This is a genomic window from Pseudoclavibacter sp. 8L (assembly GCF_902506465.1).
Classification (GTDB): Bacteria; Actinomycetota; Actinomycetes; order Actinomycetales; family Microbacteriaceae; genus Pseudoclavibacter.
Genome location: NZ_LR733186.1, coordinates 54844 through 74768, shown reverse-complemented (window position 1 = coordinate 74768; position 19925 = coordinate 54844). Strand labels below are relative to the sequence as shown.

17 protein-coding genes are annotated in these 19925 nt (G+C 68.7%); 4 read left to right on the top strand and 13 right to left on the bottom strand.

From position 1 onward, the window contains the following. Positions 1-2: 2 nt before the first annotated feature. Positions 3-722 carry a lysophospholipid acyltransferase family protein gene (locus GV007_RS07050; RefSeq protein ID WP_104241124.1) on the bottom strand — a complete coding sequence of 240 codons (720 nt, stop codon included), beginning with the start codon at positions 720-722 and terminating at the stop codon, positions 3-5. A gap of 175 nt (positions 723-897) precedes the next feature. Here GV007_RS07050 and GV007_RS07045 point away from each other — a divergent pair, with 175 nt between their 5' ends. Then, on the top strand, positions 898-2718 hold the full coding sequence (locus tag GV007_RS07045) for an AMP-dependent synthetase/ligase (protein ID WP_160071679.1): 1821 nt from the start codon (positions 898-900) through the stop codon (positions 2716-2718). Positions 2719-2763: 45 nt separating this feature from the next. Here the strand turns inward: GV007_RS07045 and def are convergent, their stop codons facing one another. Genes def through GV007_RS07030 form a run of 3 tightly spaced genes read right to left on the bottom strand, consistent with a single transcriptional unit; the run spans position 2764 to position 8133 of the window. After that, positions 2764-3315, bottom strand: coding sequence for a peptide deformylase (def, locus tag GV007_RS07040; protein ID WP_160071678.1), 552 nt, complete (start codon positions 3313-3315; stop codon positions 2764-2766). Next, complete coding sequence (locus tag GV007_RS07035) at positions 3312-4718, bottom strand: mycothione reductase (protein WP_160071677.1); 1407 nt, start codon at positions 4716-4718, stop codon at positions 3312-3314. Before GV007_RS07035 ends, def begins: the two co-directional genes overlap by 4 nt. Continuing rightward, positions 4711-8133, bottom strand: a complete 3423-nt coding sequence (locus tag GV007_RS07030) for a pyruvate carboxylase (protein ID WP_160071676.1) — start codon at positions 8131-8133, stop codon at positions 4711-4713. Before GV007_RS07030 ends, GV007_RS07035 begins: the two co-directional genes overlap by 8 nt. Before the next feature lie 77 nt (positions 8134-8210). Between GV007_RS07030 and GV007_RS07025 the strand changes: the two genes are divergently transcribed. After that, positions 8211-9077, top strand: coding sequence for a ParA family protein (locus GV007_RS07025; protein ID WP_160071675.1), 867 nt, complete (start codon positions 8211-8213; stop codon positions 9075-9077). 111 nt (positions 9078-9188) lie between these two features. Here GV007_RS07025 and GV007_RS07020 read toward each other — a convergent pair whose 3' ends face one another. From GV007_RS07020 to GV007_RS07010, 3 genes are all read right to left on the bottom strand, one after another. After that, positions 9189-9731 (bottom strand): MerR family transcriptional regulator, encoded by a 543-nt coding sequence (locus GV007_RS07020; protein WP_104241118.1) that lies wholly within the window; start codon positions 9729-9731, stop codon positions 9189-9191. A 300-nt stretch (positions 9732-10031) separates the two neighbouring features. Beyond that, positions 10032-10715: a transcriptional regulator FtsR gene (gene ftsR / locus GV007_RS07015; RefSeq protein WP_160071674.1), complete on the bottom strand. Its 684-nt coding sequence runs from the start codon at positions 10713-10715 to the stop codon at positions 10032-10034. Positions 10716-10726: 11 nt separating this feature from the next. Further along, complete coding sequence (locus GV007_RS07010) at positions 10727-11227, bottom strand: FHA domain-containing protein (RefSeq protein ID WP_068478243.1); 501 nt, start codon at positions 11225-11227, stop codon at positions 10727-10729. A 167-nt stretch (positions 11228-11394) separates the two neighbouring features. On the opposite strand from GV007_RS07010, the gene GV007_RS07005 reads away from it, so the two are divergent. Then, positions 11395-12300, top strand: a complete 906-nt coding sequence (locus tag GV007_RS07005) for a DUF3097 family protein (protein ID WP_236558400.1) — start codon at positions 11395-11397, stop codon at positions 12298-12300. Here GV007_RS07005 and GV007_RS07000 read toward each other — a convergent pair. Beyond that, positions 12272-12844: a CDP-alcohol phosphatidyltransferase family protein gene (locus GV007_RS07000; protein WP_160071673.1), complete on the bottom strand. Its 573-nt coding sequence runs from the start codon at positions 12842-12844 to the stop codon at positions 12272-12274. The genes GV007_RS07005 and GV007_RS07000 overlap by 29 nt on opposite strands. A gap of 166 nt (positions 12845-13010) precedes the next feature. On the opposite strand from GV007_RS07000, the gene GV007_RS06995 reads away from it, so the two are divergent. Continuing rightward, positions 13011-13436 (top strand): RNA-binding S4 domain-containing protein, encoded by a 426-nt coding sequence (locus tag GV007_RS06995; protein ID WP_104331119.1) that lies wholly within the window; start codon positions 13011-13013, stop codon positions 13434-13436. A 72-nt stretch (positions 13437-13508) separates the two neighbouring features. On the opposite strand, the gene GV007_RS06990 is transcribed toward GV007_RS06995, so the two are convergent. From GV007_RS06990 to GV007_RS06970, 5 genes are read right to left on the bottom strand one after another with little or no spacing between them, the layout of a single operon-like run. Beyond that, positions 13509-14297, bottom strand: coding sequence for a DUF1684 domain-containing protein (locus GV007_RS06990; RefSeq protein WP_160071672.1), 789 nt, complete (start codon positions 14295-14297; stop codon positions 13509-13511). Then, positions 14224-16266: an FAD/NAD(P)-binding protein gene (locus tag GV007_RS06985; RefSeq protein WP_201297633.1), complete on the bottom strand. Its 2043-nt coding sequence runs from the start codon at positions 16264-16266 to the stop codon at positions 14224-14226. The genes GV007_RS06990 and GV007_RS06985 overlap by 74 nt, the downstream gene beginning before the upstream one ends. Further along, a complete protein-coding gene (locus tag GV007_RS06980) occupies positions 16263-17936 on the bottom strand; it encodes a dipeptide ABC transporter ATP-binding protein (protein WP_201297631.1) in 1674 nt (557 codons plus the stop codon). The genes GV007_RS06985 and GV007_RS06980 overlap by 4 nt, the downstream gene beginning before the upstream one ends. Beyond that, positions 17933-18892, bottom strand: coding sequence for an ABC transporter permease (locus GV007_RS06975; RefSeq protein ID WP_160071671.1), 960 nt, complete (start codon positions 18890-18892; stop codon positions 17933-17935). Before GV007_RS06975 ends, GV007_RS06980 begins: the two co-directional genes overlap by 4 nt. Further along, positions 18889-19923: an ABC transporter permease gene (locus GV007_RS06970; protein WP_160071670.1), complete on the bottom strand. Its 1035-nt coding sequence runs from the start codon at positions 19921-19923 to the stop codon at positions 18889-18891. The genes GV007_RS06975 and GV007_RS06970 overlap by 4 nt, the downstream gene beginning before the upstream one ends. Positions 19924-19925 lie beyond the last annotated feature (2 nt).

Genomic DNA, 19925 nt, shown 5'->3' with positions numbered 1-19925 from the left:
ATTCAGTGCTTCTGTGCGGCGGCGAGCGCCTTGGCCTCTGCGTCCATCTTGGTTCGGATGGACGAGGCATAGATGTCGCGATAGTCCTGGTTGCTGAGGGCGTGCAGCTCGCTCATGATCTCGTCCGTGATGGAACGGAGCACGAAGCGGTCGGCCGCCATGCCCTCGTACCTGGTGAAGGTGAGCGGCTCGCCGAAGACCATGCCGACCTTGCGCAGACGAGGAACCTTCGCTCCGATGGGCAGGACGCGCTCCGTGTCGACCATGACCACGGGGACGACCGTGACGGGCTTGTCCGCCTGCATGATCATTCGGGCGATTCCCGTGCGCCCACGGAACATCCGTGCGTCGGGGCTGCGGGTGCCCTCCGGATAGATCCCGAGCACCTTGCCCTCGCCCAGCACTCGCAGACCCGTCTGCAGGGACGCCTCGCTCGCTGCTCCGCCGCCCCGGTCGATCGGGAGCATGCCCGTCGACTTGAAGAACTGCGCCGTCAGATAGCCCTTGATCCCCGTTCCGGTGAAGTACTCCTTCTTCGCGAGGAAGTAGACGCGGCGGTCGATCGACAACGGCATGAAGAACGAGTCGATGACCGACAAGTGGTTCGACGCCAGAATGACCGGCCCCTTCGCCGGTATGTTCTCGACGCCGCGCACCCAAGGGCGGAAGGTTCCGCGCACCAAGGGCCCTGCGAAGAGATGCTTGAGCACCCAATACAACATGCGTGGCCTCCCGATAGGCGATGGCACATCAGTGTACTCGGGACATGCCCGGCCCCGTTGCGCCGCTCCCCGTTTCCGAAACGGTAGGGTTGGAAGCCACGGAACGTGAAGTCGAATCGGTCCGGACGATGGGCGTTCAGGCGGCTCACGACCAGGACCACACTCAGGAGTTGCAATGAAGCTATCCGAGACCCCCGCCGTCGTCAGCCCGGAGCCGAGCTGGAACACCACAGATCTGCTCGAGTACCGACTTCGAGAATCGCCGGATCTCGCCCTCTTCGCCCTGCCAGAAGGCAGCACCTGGCGCGACGTGCCGGTCAAGGAGTTCCACGCGAAGGTGCACACCCTCGCCAAGGGCTTTGTCGCCGCCGGCATCGAGCCCGGGGAGCGCATCGCGTTCGTCGCGAAGACGAACTACGAGTGGACGCTCGTCGACTTCGCGCTCTGGTATGCCGGGGCAGTGATGGTGCCGGTCTACGAGACCAGCTCGTCCGCGCAGATCGAGTGGATGCTCGAGGACTCAGAGGCCGTCGGCATCATCTCCGAGCTCCCAGAGCACGACGACAAGCTCGACGAGATCTCTGACACCGTCTCGGGGCTGCGCGTGCGCTACGCGCTGCATGCCGGCGCGATCGAGGAGCTCATCCGCCTCGGGGCCGGCGTCGAGGACGCGGAGATCGAGCGCCGTCGCGGGATCGCGAACGGCGCTGACATCGCGACGCTCATCTACACCTCGGGATCGACGGGACGCCCCAAGGGGTGTGTCATCACGCACTCGAACTTCGTCGAGCTGTGCCGCAACGTGAAGGACCCGCTTGGCGCGCTCATCTACCCCGGCGCATCCACGGTGCTCTTCATCACGCTCGCGCATGTCTTCGCTCGCTTCATCTCGGTGCTCTGCATCTACGGCGGGGTCAAGGTGGGCCACCAGCACGACACCTCGAAGCTCGTCGAGTCGCTCGGTACCTTCCACCCGACCTTCCTCCTCGCGGTGCCCCGCGTATTCGAGAAGGTCTACAACTCGGCGGAGCAGAAGGCAGAGACCGGCGGCCGGGGCAAGATCTTCCGCAAGGCGGCAGACGTCGCGGTCCGCTACTCGGAATCGCAGGACGCGGGCCGGACGCCGCTTGTCCTCGGCCTGCAGTACAAGCTGTTCGACAAGCTCGTCTACTCGAAGCTGCGTGAGGTCATGGGCGGCCGGGTCAAGCACGCCGTCTCGGGCTCGGCGCCACTCGGCGCGCGTCTCGGCCACTTCTACCGGGCTATCGGCGTGAACATCCTCGAGGGCTATGGTCTCACCGAGACCACGGCCCCTGCGTCCGTGAACCTCGCGGAGAAGTCGAAGATCGGCACCGTCGGGCCTGCACTGCCCGGCGTGGCCGTGCGCACCGATGACAGCGGCGAGCTCCAGGTCAAGGGCATCAACGTGTTCCGCGAGTACTGGAAGAACCCCGAGGCGACGGCCGCGGCCTTCGACGGCGAATGGTTCAAGACGGGAGATCTCGGCTCGATCGACGACGACGGCTACATCACCGTCACCGGGCGCATCAAGGAGATCATCGTGACCTCCGGCGGGAAGAACGTCTCCCCCGCGGCGCTCGAGGACCCGATCCGAGCCAACCCGCTCGTCGGCCAGATCGTCGTCGTCGGAGATCAGCGACCGTTCATCTCCGCGCTCGTCACGCTCGATCCCGAGATGCTGAAGACCTGGCTCTCCAACAACGGCGAGGACCCGAGCATCTCGGTCGCCCAGGCCGCGGAGCACCCGAAGGTGCTGGCCGAGATCCAGCATGCTGTCGACCTCGCGAACACGCGCGTCTCCCGGGCCGAGTCGATCCGCAAGTTCGTCGTGCTCGATGGCGAGTTCACGGAGGCCGACGGCACGCTGACTCCGAAGATGTCGATCAAGCGCCACGTGATCCTCGAGAAGTACCGAGGAATCATCGAGGGCATCTACAACGCCGCACCGGCGACGCAGGGCATCACGCTCAAGTAGCTCGGAGAGCTGGACCCTCGCGGCCAGCGCCTCCGGTCAGCGTCGTCAGCGCGACGTGCGGCCGAAGGCGCTGGCCTTCGCGGATCCAGCAGAGACGGTCGCGGGCGCGAACCACTCGCTGCCCCGGATCTCCCGCATGGCTTCCTTGCGGTGCTCTGGCGCGAGCGTGTCGATGTACACGAGCCCCTTGAGGTGGTCGGTCTCATGCTGCAGCATCTGAGCCATGAGGCCAGAGCCCTCGAGGACGACGGGCTCGCCGTCCAGGTCGATTCCGGTGATCCGAGCGTGCTCGTACCGTGGCGTCTTGTTCCAGAGGCCGGGGACGGAGAGGCAGCCCTCGTCGATCTCCTCGACGTCTCCCCAGGTGCTCTCGAGGACCGGGTTGAGGACGTAGCCGGTCCGCCCGTCGATGTTGTACGAGAACGCGGCGAGCCCGACCCCGATCTGCGGAGCAGCCACCCCGGCTCGGCCGTCGAGCGCCGTCGTGTCGAGCAGGTCGGTGACAAGACTGCGGATGCGGTCGTCCACGACAGTGATCTGCTCGGCGGGCGTGCGCAGCACCGGATCTCCGTAGAAGCGGATGGGGCGAACGGTCACAGTTCCTCCTCAGCGCGCAGCAGCGCGTTCTCGACCACCTCGCTCGCCGCGGGGTGGGGCCAGTACTGGCCACGCGCGAGGCCCCGGATGGAGTGCCCGAAGCTCGCCGCGAGGACGAGGGGCTGGAGCAGGACCGCCGCGTCCGGGCCCACGATGTGCGCCCCGAGGATGGTCGCGCTTCCACGCGCTATGACGAGTTTACAGAAGCTGCGCTGGTCTTCGAGCGCCCACCCCCAGGCAGTGGACCCGTACTCGTGCACGACCTCGAAGGCGTCGTAGCCGAGCTGCTCGGCCCGCTCGAGGGTTGCCCCGAAGCTGGCGATCTGAGGTTCGGTGAACACCACGTCCGGGACCGGGCCGAGGGTGTTCTTCATGAGGCGACGGCCGGGCTCGACGGCGATGTTGTGGGCGACGACCCGCGCCTCGTGGTTGGCGACGTGCTTGAGCTGGTGCTCCGAGTCGATGTCGCCGAGGGCGAAGACGCCAGGCACCTGGTGGCCGTCGCGCAGGACGCGCTGGTAGGCATCCACGCGCAGCCGGCCGTCGTCGTGGTGGTCGAAGCCGACCTCGAAGGTGCCGAGCGTGTCGGTGTTCGGGATGCGCCCGATCGCGACGAGCACAGCGTCGACCTCGATGCGCTCTCCCGAGTCGGTCGTGAGCGTCGCGACGCCGCCGTCATCGGAGAAGCCGACGACGGAGGTGCTGGTCTCGAGGCGCCAGCGCTCCCGTGCCGCTTCCGCGAAGGTCTCGGCGACGTCGGCATCGAGCGAGGAGAGCACGCGCCCACGCACCAGCTGCGTCACCTCGGAGCCGAAGGCACTGAAGACGTGCGCGAACTCAGACGCGATCGAGCCGCCGCCGATGATCGCTAGGCGTCGGGGCGCGTCATCGATGCGCATGATCGTGTCGGAGGTGTGGACGAGTGGCGAGCTGAGCGGAACGACGTCGTGGTGGCGCGCGCGACTTCCCGCGGCGATGACCAGCGTGTCGGCGGTTAGGCGCCTGCCGGATGCCGTGAGCACCTCGCGGTCGCCGAGCATCTCGACTCGCTCACGGACAAGCGTGACCCGAGGGTTGCCGCTCTCCCGGTACTGCTCCCCGCTGTCGCTGATGTGGTCGATGCGCCCGAACACACGGTCGCGCACCTCCGGCCACGACGGGCGCAGCCGGACGTCGTGGATGCCCAGGCGGTCGGCGTCGCGCGCAACCCGCACGATGTCCGCCACGTGGACGAACATCTTGGTCGGGATGCAGCCGACGTTGAGGCAGGTTCCGCCGAAGTGCGGGCCGTCGTCGATGATCGCGGTCCTCGGCCCGCTCTCGTCGCCTGGCGGGAGGGAGTTCCCCGAGCCCGCGCCGATGATGATGAGGCCGAAGTGCTCGGCGTCGGTGAGCTCAGGCATCGGCGCTCTCTGCACCCGGACGCACGACGACGAGGAGGTCTCCGTTGCCGACCTCCAGCGGTGAGGAGATCGCGAGGCGCTCGACGACTCCAGCGACTGGAGCGGTGATCCCGGCCTCCATCTTCATCGCCTCGATCGTCGCGACGGTCTGTCCCTGGGCGACGCGTTCGCCGACGTCCACCCGCAGCGTGACGACGCCGGAGAACGGCGCTGCCACGTGACCGGGATTCCCGCTGTCGGCCTTCTCGCGCTCGATCGTGTCGACCTTGATGCTGCGGTCACGCACGAAGACGGGCCGCAGCTGACCGTTCAGGGTGGCCATGACCGTGCGCATGCCGTCCGCATCCGGCTCGCCGATGGCCTCGAGCCCGACGAAGAGCTGCACGCCCTTGCCGATGTGGATGACGTGCTCCTCGCCAGGTTCGAGCCCGTACAGGTAGTCGAGGGTGTCGAGCACGGACAGGTCGCCGAAGAGCCGGACCGTGTCCTCGTAGCTCGCGGTCGGCTGCGGAAAGAGGAGCCTGTTGAGGGTGCGCCTGCGCTCGAGGCTGTCGCCGGCGAGGCCGGCTTCGTCGGCTGCGGAGAGCGGCGTGATCTCGATCTTGACGTCTCGACCCTCGAGCACCTTGCTGCGGAAGGGCTCCGGCCATCCGTTGGGCAGCTCGCCGAGTTCGCCCGCCATGAAGCCGATGACCGAGTCCGGGATGTCGAACTTGCCCGGGTTCTCGGCGAAGTCGGCCGGGTCGGCGCCCACCGCGACGAGGTGCAGGGCGAGGTCTCCGACGACCTTCGACGAGGGGGTCACCTTCGGAATGCGGCCGAGGATCTTGTCGGCCGCGTCGTACATGTCCTCGATGCGCTCGAACTGGTCCGCGAGTCCGAGTGCGATGGCCTGCTGGCGGAGGTTCGACAGCTGGCCACCGGGGATCTCGTGCTTGTACACGCGACCGGTCGGGCCGGGCAGACCCGACTCGAAGGGGCGGTAGACGAGGCGGACCGCCTCCCAGTACGGCTCGAGATCGGTGACGTTCGTGAGGCTGATGCCGGTGTCTCGCTCCGTGTGCTCGAGCGATGCGACCAGCGCCGAGAGACTCGCTTGGCTGGTCGTGCCCGACATCGGAGCACTGGCCACGTCGACGGCGTCGACGCCTGCCTCGCTTGACGCCAGGAGCGTCGCCAGCTGACCACCAGCGGTGTCGTGCGTGTGCAGGTGGACGGGCAGGTCGAAGCGCTCGCGCAGGGCCTTGACGAGGATCGAGGCCGCCTGAGGGCGCAGGAGTCCCGCCATGTCCTTGATCGCGATGATGTGCGCGCCCGCCTCCACGATCTGCTCCGCGAGGCGCAGGTAGTAGTCGAGCGTGTAGAACGGCTCAGCGGGGTCGGCGAGGTTGCCGGTGTAGCAGAGGGCGACCTCGGCGACGGCGGTGCCGGTCTCGAGCACTGCGTCGATGGCGGGCTTCATCTGCGAGACGTCGTTCAGCGCGTCGAAGATGCGGAAGATGTCGACACCCGTCGCAGTCGCCTCGTGGACGAACGCCTTGGTCACAGCCTCGGGGTACGGCGTGTAGCCGACGGTGTTGCGCCCGCGGAGCAGCATCTGCAGGGGGATGTTCGGGACAGCCTCGCGAAGGCTCGCGAGGCGCTCCCAGGGTTCCTCCCCGAGGAAGCGGAGCGCGACATCGTAGGTCGCCCCTCCCCAGGCTTCGATGGAGAGCAGCTCTGGCGTGAGCCGCGCGAGGTAGGGCGCCGCTGTGACGAGGTCCCGCGTTCGGACGCGCGTCGCGAGGAGCGATTGGTGCGCGTCGCGGAACGTGGTGTCGGTCACGGCGAGTCGTCGCTCCGAGCGGAGCTGCGCTGCAAAAGCCGTCGGCCCGAGCTCAAGCAGCTCCTGTCGGCGCCCGGAGGGCAGCGGGAGGGCGGTGTCGAGCTCAGGGAGCTTCGAGCGGGGCTCGACGGAGGTCGGCCGAGCGCCGTGCGGAGCGTTGACCGTGACGTCGGCGAGCCAGTTGACGATCTTCGTCCCTCGATCGCCGGGTCGGCGGTACTCGAGCAGCCCCGGACGCTTCTCGATGAAGTCGGTCGCGACGTCGCCACGCTGGAAGTCGGGGTCGTCGAGCACGCCGAGGAGGAAGGGGATGTTCGTGGCGACGCCGCGGATGCGGAACTCGGAGAGCGCTCGACGTGCCCGCCGAACGGCTGCGGGGAAGTCGCGTCCGCGAGCCGTGAGCTTCATGAGCATCGAGTCGAAGTGCGGCAGGACCTCGGCCCCCGTTGCGATGGTGCCGCCGTCGATGCGGATGCCGGAGCCGCCCGCGGAGCGGTACGTCGTGATGACGCCGGTGTCGGGACGGAACCCCTGGGAGGGGTCCTCAGTCGTGATGCGGCACTGCAGCGCGAAGCCGTGGAGTTCCAGCTGGTGCTGCTGAAGCCCCATGTCGTCGAGCCGCTCGCCCGAGGCCACGCGCATCTGCGCCTGGACGAGGTCGACGTCCGTGACCTCCTCCGTCACGGTGTGCTCGACCTGGATGCGCGGGTTCATCTCGATGAAGACATGCTGCCCGGCGCGCGGTCCGGCCGTGTCCAGCAGGAACTCCACGGTGCCGGCGTTGACGTAGTCGATGGACTTCGCGAAGGCGACGGCATCCGCGTAGAGCTTGTCCCTGACCTCCTGCGGGAGGTTCGGAGCCGGAGCGATCTCGACGACCTTCTGGTGCCGCCGCTGGACGCTGCAGTCGCGCTCGAACAGATGCACGACGTTGCCGTGCTCATCGGCGAGGATCTGCACCTCGATGTGGCGGGGCCGAAGCACGGCCTGCTCCACGAACATCGTCGGGTCGCCGAAGGCGCTCTCTGCCTCCTTCATCGCAGACTCGAGCGCCTCGCGCAGATCCTCTGTTCGCTCGACGCGACGCATGCCGCGCCCGCCGCCTCCGGCGACGGCCTTCGCGAAGATCGGGAAGCCGATCTCGTCGGCGGCAGCGCAGAGTTCGTCGAGATCCGTCGAGGGCTGGCTCGAGGCGAGCACGGGCACGCCGGCGGCAATGGCCTGGTTCTTCGCCGTGACCTTGTTGCCCGCGGACTCGAGGACCCGTGGCGGCGGACCGATGAACGCGATGCCGGCCTCCTCAGCAGCGCGCGCGAGTTCCGGGTTCTCACTCAGGAAGCCGTAGCCCGGGTAGATGGCGTCAGCCCCCGACTCCTTCGCGACGCGGAGGATCTCGGCGACATCGAGGTAGGCGCGAACAGGCTGTCCGACGGTGCCGATCTGGTACGCCTCGTCAGCTTTCAGGCGGTGCAGGGAGTTGCGGTCCTCATACGGGTAGACCGCGACCGTCCGCGCTCCGAGCTCGACTGCGGCGCGGAATGCGCGGATCGCGATCTCGCCTCGATTCGCGACCAGGATCTTCTTGAACACCGGTGTTCCACCTTCCGACAACACGACAGGGGCATGCAGCAACGTGACCTCAAGCCTAGTGAATGTAGCCTGGGCTGGTGTTCGTCCTCAGCATCAGTTCTCTCAAGGGCGGCGTCGGCAAGACCACGGTGACCCTTGGCCTCGCTTCCGCCGCCTGGGCCCGCGGGCTCAGAACCCTCGTCGTCGACCTGGATCCCCAGTCCGACGTCTCCACAGGGCTCGATGCCCGCGCGCAGGATGGCGCCACGATCTCCGACGTCCTCCGCTCGCCGAAGCCAAGCACGGTTCGCGCGGCGATCGCCCGCTCCGCGTGGGGCGAAGGCAGCCGCGGCGTCATCGACCTCATGGTGGGCAGTCCAGCAGCGCTGAGCTTCGATACCCCGAATCCCTCGATCCGAGAGATCTGGCGACTCGAGGAGGCGCTTGCCGTCGTCGAGGAGGACTACGACCTCGTCCTCATCGACTGCCCGCCCTCGCTGAACGCGCTTACGCGCACGGCCTGGGCCGCTTCGGACCGTGTCGCGGTCGTCACCGAGCCCGGGCTCTTCTCGGTCGCCGCCGCCGACCGCGCGCTCCGGGCCGTCGACGAGATCAGGCGCGAGCTGTCGCCGCGGCTCCAGCCGCTCGGCATCATCGTCAACCGGGCCAAGCACCAGTCCCTCGAGCACCAGTTCCGTCTCGGCGAGCTCCGGGACATGTTCGGTCCCCTCGTGCTCTCCCCCGCGCTCCCAGAGCGCACCTCACTGCAGCAGGCGCAGGGCGCAGCGAAGCCCGTGCACCTCTGGCCGGGAAGCTCAGCCGAGGAGATGGCGGCGAACTTCGACAAGCTGCTCGACCGCATCATGCGGGCCGGCCGGCTGGGCACCTATGCGGAAGCCCCCGCCACGGGCGACGACGAAGCCCCGGTGACGCGCGGGCGTCAACGGGGCCGGTCGAACAACTAGCGAGTTTCCGGAAACCAGCGGCTTCGGCGCCGCGGCCTGCCTCGCGTGGTCAGGCAACCGGAGCGCGGTCAAGCGCCCGAACGTGCCGAGACAGCGAGGCCGTCTGCGGGTTCAGCTCGCGCGGCTGGCGCGGCGTGCTGCGAGCTCGTCGACTGGGTCGAGCGTCTGCTGCTCGAAGTCGACGAGGGTCGACTCGACCTCGCGGAGCACCTGGCCGACGAAGATGCCGAACACGCCCTGCCCGCGGTGCACGAGGTCGATGACCTGGTCGTTCGAGGTGCACAGGTAGACGCTTGCGCCATCCGACATGAGCGTCGTCTGCGCGAGGTCAACGACGCCGGTCTCGGCGAGCTGGTCGACCGCCGTGCGGATCTGCTGGAGCGAGATGCCCGTCTCGAGCAGTCGCTTCACGAGCTTGAGGACGAGGATGTCGCGGAACGAGTAGAGACGCTGCGAGCCTGAGCCCTTCGCCCCGCGAACCGTCGGCTCGACCAGGCCGGTGCGAGCCCAGTAGTCAAGCTGCCGATAGGTGATGCCCGCGGCACGCGCGGCAACGGCGCCACGGTACCCGGAGCCCGGATCGAGGTCCGGAATGCCGTCGGTGAAGACCAACTCGCCGCCGGTTGGCGCGTCGCCCTGTCCCTGCTCGCTCATGCCTACACCTTTCACACGTTTTCGACCAACTCAGCGCCCCGTACTCCTGGAGCAAGCCCTGCGCTCCGGGGAGCCGATGCGCCCTGGGGAAGCCTTGTACCACAAGGGAACTTGAGGTAAGTCCCGAGCCGTCTGGGTCGATTCTATTGGAGTGCATGCCGCTCGGCTACTTCCGAACGACAACGATGTGATCATGACCCGACTTGCCCCGGATTTCAGGCATCCGCGGCAGGCCTGCGGCGTGTCGTGGCACGAGATCGTGGCTCGCGAATCCACTTCACGTTCAAGTGGAGGATGAACCTACCTGCGACCGCGAACCGCTTGGCGGATGAGGGACCGGCGAACCGACCCGAGCTGCTCGGCGAGCTCGTTGGCACGCTCGACGGCCTCGCCCTGCGAGCGCGCCCGCCGGGTGTTCGTCGAGAGCGCTTGCTCGATGAGCCCGTACTCGTGATGTGCGGCAGCGCGAAAAGGGCGCAGGTGGCGCGGCTCGATGCCCACCCGCTCGAGCTCCACGAGCGTGCTCAGCATGGTGAGCTCGTCTTCCTGGTACCGACTCGCCGCCGGGATGAGTCCGGCACTCACGGCCTGCTCGAGCAGGGCGGGCTTGGCTCCAGAGCGCTCGAGCAGCTGCGCGCGATCGAGGACGGTGCCGGCGGCGAGCATGGTCTGCCGCTGCGGTGCCCGCGATCCCGGGAGCTCAGGCTCGAGGCCCCGATCGAGGTCGTCGAAGTACTCGGCGATCACCTTGAGCGGCAGGTAGAGGTCGCGCTGCATGGTGAGCACCTCGCGCAGGCGAGCGACGTCGGCCGCGGAGAACTTGCGATACCCCTTCGGCGTTCGCTCGGGATGCACGAGGCCCTTGTCCTCGAGGAAGCGGAGCTTGGAGGGGCTCAGCTCAGGGAACTCGACGTTCAGCCGCTGCAGCACCTGACCGATACTGAGCGTCCGACCTGGTCCCCGCGCAGAAGCCGCCGCCGCCATAGCGGCCACGATCAGTTCCCGGCAGACGCGGAAGTCAGGCTGGTGTCAAGCGGAGAGCTGTAGAAAGTGAGCCGGAATTTGCCGACCTGCACTTCTCCGCCGTTGGTGAGGACGGCGGAGTTGATGCGCTCGCCGTTGTAGTACGTGCCGTTGAGCGAACCAAGATCGCGCATGTGGAACTCGCGGCCGTGCCGCGTGAACTCGGCGTGACGTCGGGACACGGTGACGTCGTCGAGGAAGATCTCCGCGTTCGGGTGCCTGCCGGCGACCTGGAGGTCGGTGTCGAGCAGGAACCTGGCTCCCACGTTGGAACCGCGACGGACGATCAGGAGCGCGGATCCGGAGGGAAGCGCACTGATGGACTCCATCTCCTCCTTCGACACACCACCTGCGATGAGCGCAGCGAGCTGCGCGCTGAAATCGCCGGTGAACGACATCGTCGAAGACTGTGTCTGCTCATCGACGACGCCGTCGCCTTCAGGGGTCCGCGCCTCAGCGTCAGAACCAGCCATATTTGCCTCCTCGAGTCGATGCTCAAGCGTAGCGGAATCGGGGGTGCCCGAATTCCGGTCGGTTAATTGCAGCAGCACCGCCTGCCATTGTGCGTCAGACGACTGAGTGTTGTCGAAACGAGCGGGAAGATCGAGCCCGATTTTCACCCTCGGCGTACACTTCCGGAGTGCTAGACGACTCCCTCTCCGGCGATCGCGCGAGTTTCGACGGCCGCGCCGAGTCCGACGACCGCTACTCGGGTGACCCCATCGCCCGCATGCGCGAGCGCAAGTCCGCGCCCCTCACGCGGAAGGTGCCCATGGCCAGCGGCATGTGGCTCGAGGATGCGGCGAGCGGCTTCTACGGCCGCCTCGCGTCGGCCAACAAGCAGACCGTGACGCTGCAGGACTTCGACGGTCAGCGCAAGGCGTTCCCCGCCGATTCGATCTTCCTGCTCGAGGATGAGGCCATCCTCCTCGGGCCCCCGGCGGCCAAGCAGCAGTCTGGGCGAGCACGCAGCGCGTCCGGCTCCTTCCACGTCGCCGATGCCAAGGCGAGGACCGCGAGGGCCGGGCGAATCTTCGTGGAGGGCAAGCACGACGCCGAGCTCGTCGAGAAGGTCTGGGGCCACGACCTGCGCATCGACGGGGTCGTCGTCGAGTTCCTGCAGGGCGCCGACCACCTCGCCGAAGTGCTGACGGTGTTCGGACCGAGCCCGACACGCCGCGTCGGAGTGCTGCTCGATCATCTCGTCAAGGGCTCGAAGGAGCAGCGCATCGCCGACGACATCACGCGGCGCTTCGGCGCCTCGCACGTGCGGGTCGTCGGCCACCCGTACGTCGACGTGTGGCAGTCGGTGAAGCCCGAGCGCCTCGGACTCAAGGCATGGCCCGTCATTCCTCGAGGGCAGGACTGGAAGAAGGGCATCTGCAGGGCCCTCGGCTGGCCCGCAGAGGAGCAGGCGGACACGGCAAGGGCCTGGCAGCGCATCCTGGAGCGCGTCCGCGACTACCGGGACCTGGAGCCGTCGCTGCTCGGCCGGGTGGAGGAGCTCATCGACTTCGTCACGGAGCCCGGCGGCGCAGGTACCTGACCGCGTAGACGGCTCCTGCTGCGACGTGCAGGACCGTCCCGATCAGCAGCATCCACCACGTGATGGTGCGCAGCGGCTCGGCGGGCACCTGCTCGGCGTATGACAGCAGGTGGAGCGGCATGGCAACCATGATGAACGCCGACCTGGCCTTGCCGAGCAGGTTCACGCGCCCCTCGCGAACCCGCTCGAGCCGCGCCAGCCCGATGACGAGCAGCGCCAGGTCGCAGAGGAAGATCGTGACCAGCACGAACCACGGGAAGTAGCCGAGGAGTGCCAGGCCGAAGCCGATGATGATGATGCCGAGCCGGTCGGCGACCGGGTCGAGGACCTCCCCCACTCGGGAAACCTGCCCGAGGCGGCGGGCGAGGAAGCCGTCGATCCAGTCGGTCGCCCCGAACGCAGCGAGGCTCAGGGTGGCGGCCAGCTCCCGGCCGTCGGCGGCGAGCCACATAGTGAGGGGCACGAAGACGAGCAGTCGCGCCACCGAGATGGCGTTGGGAAGCGTCGCCCACCGCATCGGGCTCTCGTGCCGGTCGCCTGCCATGAGGTCATTGTCGCAGTGGCACGCCTCGCGCGTCTCGGCGCGTCTGCGTGTCGGTGAAGCCCGCGCGGGTCGACACGTGGTGACGCCATCTGCTGTGCGCGCACGAGGGCACGACCGCTGAGCACGACCGCTGGGCGCGGCCTCACGAACTCGATACGATCATCGGATGGACCGAGACGAGCAGGGCTACCACCAGCCAGGACCCGCTTCCGTGCGGGTCGACGTGTGGCTCTGGGCGGTCCGCATCTACAAGACCCGCAGCGCCGCGACCGCAGCCTGCAAGGCCGGGCACGTCAAGATCGACGGCGATCGGGCCAAGCCAGCGCAGCGCATCCACGTCGGCGACGAGGTTCGGGTGCGGACCGATCGTGACCGGGTCCTCGTCGCGCAGGAGCTCCTCAAGAAGCGCGTCGGCGCGCCGATCGCGGCGAAGGCGCTCATCGACAACTCACCTCCGCCTCCCCCTCGGGAGTTCGCCTCCCCCATCGCGTACCGCGACCGTGGGGCCGGGCGTCCGACGAAGCGGGAGCGTCGAGAGATCGATCGCATCCGCGGCCGCGACGAGCGGCCCCTGCTCGATCCGGACGAGTGATCGCGAACCGCGCTCCGGGTTGGGTTCCGTCGGGCGCGGTTCGCGATCGTCGTCGGCGACTGGACGCTGGCGTCAGGCCTTGATGGCGTTCCGCTCGCCAGCTCTGACCGGCACGCTGAGCCGGTTGTCGGCGGCAGGCGTCGGGCAGACGAAGTGGTCGCTGAAGGCGCACGGCGGTAGGTAGGCGCGATTGAAGTCGATCGTCGTCGCCCCGTCGGCCTCGGGGGCGGGGACGGTCAGGAACCGGAAACGGTAGCTCTCGACACCGCTCGTTGTGTCGGCGAACACGACCTGGAGTCCTGCCTCGGTGTGGTCGGCGTCGATCGAGAACGCCGAGCCGCCGAGCTCGAAGTCGAGCTTCCCGCCGAGGTCCTTCCTGGACACGTAGCCGTCTGCCTGGAGCACGTCGACCTGCTCGGTCGAGGAACGGAAGCTCGCAGACACGACGTAGTCGTCGTCAGGCTGGTAGCTGTCGATGCCGAGCAGCGCGGCTCGCCCCGACGCCTCGGGGTCGAGCACTCGGAGGGCGCGCTGATCGTCGCGCGCGAACGCCCGGACGATGCGCGCACCGTCGCGGAGCTCCTCACCCGTCTTCAGCGTCACGCGGTCGCCGACTCCGGAGCCGGAGGCGTCCACGTACCCGCTCTCGGCGAGCCCGCTGCCGACGACGGTGCCGTCGACGATGCTCCAGGTTCCCGCGACGCCCTCCAGTTCGAGCTCGATGCCATCGGCGAGCCAGTTGGTCGCGACGAGGGCCGCCGGCCCGTACGGGGCACGGACCGCGCGCTCACGACTTTCGTGCCAGACCGCCCACCGTGCGCTGAAGTGGTCTCCGGTAGTGGTGCTCTGCTGCGTGCTCATGCTGTTCCCTCTCCTCGTTCTCTCTGCTGATCTCGCCGACGAGTCTCAACGTACTCAGGGCGACGGCGTCGTTCTCGCGGAACGAGACGGCGTTGGTCCGGGGGCGGGAGAACGCCCCGACGAATGGATTGGACGTGTACGGGCCGATTGCGAACCGACGGGGATGCGTCGTCCCGTCTGCCTGCACGATCCTCGAGTCCTCGCGGCGCACCTCGATGACGCCGGTGGCGAGGCTGCCCTCCGGGGTGGCTGCGATGCGCTCGCGCCCCTCGCCAGACTCGATGAGCTGCCTGAGCGCCAGGTTGTCGGTGTGGGCGACGTCGGCGTCGGGAAGCCAGGCGTCGATGAGCGCGCGGGCCGACACCTGTCGCTCGAGCGTTGTGCCCTTTGCCCTGAAGAGGCCGGCTTCCTCGTCCTCCCAAACGCGCAGCTCGCCGCCCAGGAAGTGCACGACACCGGCCTCGCTGAGCGCGAGGAGCTCGTCGAGACGGTGTCCTGGCGGGCCGGACGCAACGTAGCTGAAGAAGCCCTTCCACCAGACGCGAACGTCTCCGGCGAGCGATACCGGCGACCAGTTGGGAGCATCCTGGAATTCGACGAAGGTCATGAAGGAGAAGAGGAGGGCGAGGAAGAGCCCTTGGTTCTCGCTGTGCTGCTGGCTGTTCCTCCTGCGGAGGTCTTCGCGGATGTAGTCGTGGAGGGCGACCGACACCGAGCCGACGTCGGTTGCCGCGGCCCCGCGCAGGGGGTGGTCGAAGGTCTCGATGTCGAGCTCGTCGCTCGGGTCGACGAGCGCGGCGAGCACTGCCTCGTGGAGTTCGGGCGACTGGGCGGCGAATCGGTCGAGCTCGGCCCGGAACTCGACCCAGGACACGCGCACTCGATCTGGGTGCCCCGTGAAGAGCTCGCGGTAGTAGCCGTGCAGCATCTCCTTGGCGAGGAGCGGCCAGAAGTGCGTGCGGAAATCCAGGATCTCGTGCTCGGCGACGATCTCGCGGGCGATGTCCGCCGTGAAGTAGCGGGTCTCGAACGGCTCCCCCTGGAGCACGCTCGTGACCTTGGAGTGGTAGGGAACGCCCCGCCTGGAGCCGACGAGGATGCGGGGCTCGCGGCCGGAGGGACGGTACCTGAGGCGTCCCGGCTCGTCTCCGGGCAGGAACGCTCCCCCGCGCCCTTCGGTGAGCAGGACGAGCAGGTCGACGGCGGCGAGGCCGAGACCGCGGACGATGACGGGCTCCCCAGCTTCCACTGCACTGAAGTCTGCGTCTGCCGTGAACGAGGGCGGCACGTAGGCGAGGTCGTGGCGGGCCGCGAACTCGCTCAGCTCGGCGGTTCTCGTTCCTTCGTGGACCAGGGTTCCGGAGTGGCCGAGCGCGTACACGACGACGTCGACGGTGAGGCTGTCGCCCGTATCGAGCTCGACGCGCTGCGCGCCGTTGTCGATCGTCGTGACGCCCGTCACCTCGGCGGCGTGGACGAGGACCGTCAGGCCCTCTGGCGCCGCGTCCGCCGCCTGCTCGAAGAACCAGCCGAGGTACCTGCTCTGCAGGCGCCTCGTAGGGAAGCTCGCCGGACCGAGTGACCGCACCTCGGCGGCCACCTGCTGGTCCTCCGTGTCGAGGTCGTAGCCTGCCAGCTCGCCGCGGCTCGCGAGCTCAGCCCACTCGACGAGGGAGGGGCCCTGTTTTACCGGGCCCTCGATGGTGCTCGTCTCGTCGGTGAACATGGTGACGTCGGCCGCCAGCGAGTTGAGCTTCAGGAGCCCGGACTGGGCGTCTCGCCAGATGCGTCCGGCTCCAGGCGGGTGCGGGTCGATGAGGTGCACGACAAGCGGGCCAGTGGTCTCGCCGTCGTAGTTGGCGACGATGCGCTCGAGGAGCCCAGCTCCGCGAGGTCCGGCGCCGAGGACGGCGATGCACCTGGCTCCCCTGGTGCTGTCGATATCGATGAGCCTGGCTGCGGATGTCATGCGATCGCCTCCAGGACGCGCTCGGTGGGCTTGCCGCCCGGGATGGCGTCGACGAGCGCTCGAGTGTAGGCGTTGGTGCTGCGCTCGAAGACCTCGTCGACGGTGCCTTCCTCGAGCAGCTCGCCGCCTCGGAGCACGCCGACGCGGTCGGCGATCTGGCGGACGACCCCGAGGTCGTGGGTGATGAACAGGTAGCTCAGCGAGTGCTCGGCCTGGAGGTCGACGAGGAGCTGGAGGATCTGCGCCTGGACGGAGACGTCGAGGGCGGAGACGGCTTCGTCGAGGACGATGAGCTCTGGCTTCAGGGCGAGTGCTCGTGCGATGGCGACGCGCTGCCGCTGCCCTCCGGAGAGCTGCGTCGAGCGCCGTTGCGCGAAATCGGCGGGGAGCGCGACGTCGTCCAGCAGCTCGAGCACCCGCGCGCGGCGCGACTGCTTGTCGCCGACCCCGAAGGCCCGCAGCGGCTGCTCGATGGAGTCCGCGACCGTGAATCGCGGGTCGAGCGATGAGTAGGGGTCCTGGTGCACGAGCCCGGTCCTGCGGCGGAAGGCTCTCAGGGCGCTGCCTCTGGCGCCGGCGACTTCGAGGCCGTCGAGGCCGTCGAGGCGGATGCTCCCTTGGTCCGGTCGTTCGAGGAGCAGGGCGAGGCGAGCGGTTGTGCTCTTGCCGGAGCCCGACTCGCCGACGAGGGCGTAGCTCTCGCCGCGGGCGATCGAGAAGGCGACGTCCTTCGTCGCGTCGACCCGTGCGCCTCCTGGCAGCCGGAAGGTCTTGCTCAGTCCCCTGACCTCCAGCACCGGGCGGCTGCGGTCGATGCCGAGGGCCCCATTGGCCGGCGCGAGTCGCGTCGAGGTCCTGGTGGGTGCGGCCGCGACGAGTCGCTTCGTGTACGGGTGCTGCGGGTCCTCGAGGACCTGGGCCGCCGGGCCGGCCTCGACGATCGTTCCGTGCTGCATGACGAGGATGCGGTCGGCCCGGTCGGCTGCCACGCCGAGGTCGTGGGTGATGAAGAGCACGGCCGTGGATGCGACGGCGGCCCGCTCCGCGATGAGGTCGAGGATCTGGCGTTGGACGGTCACGTCGAGTGCGCTCGTCGGCTCGTCGGCGATGATGAGGCCGGGCGAGGCTGCGAGCGCGGCCGCGATGAGGACTCGCTGCCGCATGCCGCCGGAGAACTGGTGCGGGTACTGCGCTGCACGCTTTGCCGCGTCGGGGATCCCGGCGTCATGGAGGAGCTCGACGGCTCGCGCGCGTGCATCCTTCTTCGTGGCGAGGCCGTGGATGAGGAGCACCTCGGCGACCTGCGCTCCGACGGTCTGCAGCGGGTTCAGGGACGCCGATGGGTCCTGCGGGATGAGGCCGATGCGTGCGCCGCGGACGGCACGCCATTCGAGCGGCGTCAAGGCGGTGAGGTCGAGGCCGTCGTAGCGGAGTGCGTTCGCGGTCACCGCGGTGCTCGCGGGGAGGAGATCGACGATGGCCTTGGCGACGCTGGTCTTGCCGGAGCCGGACTCGCCGACGATGGCGACCTGCTCGCCCGGGTACACGTCGAAGGACACGCCGGCGACGGCGAGCGTCGTGGCCCCCTTGTAGGCGAGCTGGAGGTCGCGGACGGACAGGAGCGGCTGCGTTTCGCTGCCTGCCTGCTGGGTCAGGGGTGTGGAGGTCATGAGCGGTCTCCTCGTTCTTGGAGCCAGCGCGAGATGCGTGCCGTGGAGAGCACGACCGCGACGATCACGAGTCCGGGCAGGGTGGTGAGCCACCAGGCGGCCTGGAGGTAGTCGCGGCCTTCGGAGATGAGGGCGCCCCACTCCGGCTGGGGCGGCGGGGCTCCGAAGCCGAGGAAGCTGAGGGCGGAGATGGCGAGCACTGCCGCGCCGAACTCGATGGCGGCGAGCGCGAGGACCGGGGTGATCGCGGCGGGGAGGACCTGGCGGAAGATGATGCTCGGCCAGCGAGCGCCCGAGAGCTTCGCCGCCTCGATGTAGCCGGCAGTGGCGACCGAGAGGACCTGCGAGCGCATGATGCGCGCGAAGGCTGCGGTGGATGCGAGGCCGACCGCGATCGCGATGTTGAGCGTCCCGAAGCCGAGTCCCGTGATGATGGTGAGCGAGAGCAGCAGGGCTGGGATCGCGAGGATGACGTCCATGAATCGCATGATCGCCTCGTCGACGAAGCCCCGGAGGTATCCGGCGAGAAGCCCGAGGAGCGCCCCGGTGCCGAGCGCGATGACGACGGCGAGGCCGGAAGCGAGGAGGGTGGTCTGCGAGCCGTGGATAAAGCGCGCGAGGGTGTCCCGGCCCAGGTTGTCGGTGCCGAAGGGGTGCGCGGGGCTCGGCGGCTGGAGGCGGTCGAGGAGGGCGCCGTTAATGGCGTCGTACGGCGTGAAGATCGACGGCGCGACGGCCCACGCGATGACGGTTGCGAGCACGGCGATCGCAAGGATGAGGGACGGGAGGCGCAGGAGGCTGCGGAAGCGCGCGAACGACGACGGCTTCGCGGCAGCTGGCACGGGCTGCGGGGTCCGCTCGGCGGCGACGCCGCCAGCGCTGCCGGGGGCCACGTACCGCTCGGTGCGACTCAGCGCAGCGAGGTCTGACGGCGGTGTGAGGAGGGGCTGGGTCATGCTGCGACCTCGTTCGCTCGAGTCCTGCCGGGCTCCGTGGCAGTGGTACCGGACGCCGGTGGGGGTGTCGGACGCGCCTTGGTCGCCGGGCGCTGCTTCGTGGAGTGCGAGAGGCGGGGGTCGACGAGCGGGTAGAGCGCGTCGACGATGAGGTTGGTGACGACGAAGATCGCGGCGGCGAAGACGACCGCGATCATGACGAGGGGGATGTCCCGGTTGGCGACGGCGGTCACGATCATGCGGCCGACGCCGTCGCGGGAGAAGACGGTCTCGGTGACGACGGTTCCTGCGAGGAGCTGGCCGACGAGCACCCCGCCGATCGTGAGAGTCGGCAGGGCCGCGTTCCTGAGGGCATGGCGCACGAGGATGCGCGTGTCGCCGGCACCCTTCGCCTTGGCCTGCTCGATGAAGGGCCGGGCGAGGGTCTCGTGCAGGCTGCGGGTGAGCACCTGGGCCAGGTAGGCGCCGGTCGGGATCGAGAGTGTCAGCGCAGGGAGGATGAGCCCCACGAAGCCCGTGCTGCCGAAGGCTGGCACCCAGCCGAGCTGGAAGGAGAAGACCTGCAGGAGCAGGAGCCCGAGCCAGAACGTCGGAACCGCGATGGCGAGCGAGGGCAGCGACTGGAGGATGCCGCGCAGCCAGGAGGATCGGATGAGGTTGCTGATGAGCGCGAGCCCGATGCCGCCGATGACGGACAGGACGAGGGCCGCCCCGGCGAGGGTGGCCGTCGACGGGAGCGCGCGGGCGAGCACCTCGGTGGCGGGGATGCCGTTCTGCACGGAGCTGCCGAAGTCGAGGACCAGGGCCCCCCCGAGGGCGGCCAGGTACTGCTCGTGGAACGGAGCGTCGAGCCCGAGCTCCGCTCTCAGCGCCTCGATGGCGGCCGGGTCGGCTGCCCCTTCTCCGCCGCCGGCCGCGGCCACGGCCGCCGCGTCGCCAGGGAGGAGGTAGAGGAGGAGGAACGACAGGGTGAAGGCCGCCCAGAGGACCAGGATCCCCAGGGCGAGCCTCCACGCGAAGTAGCGAGCCATAC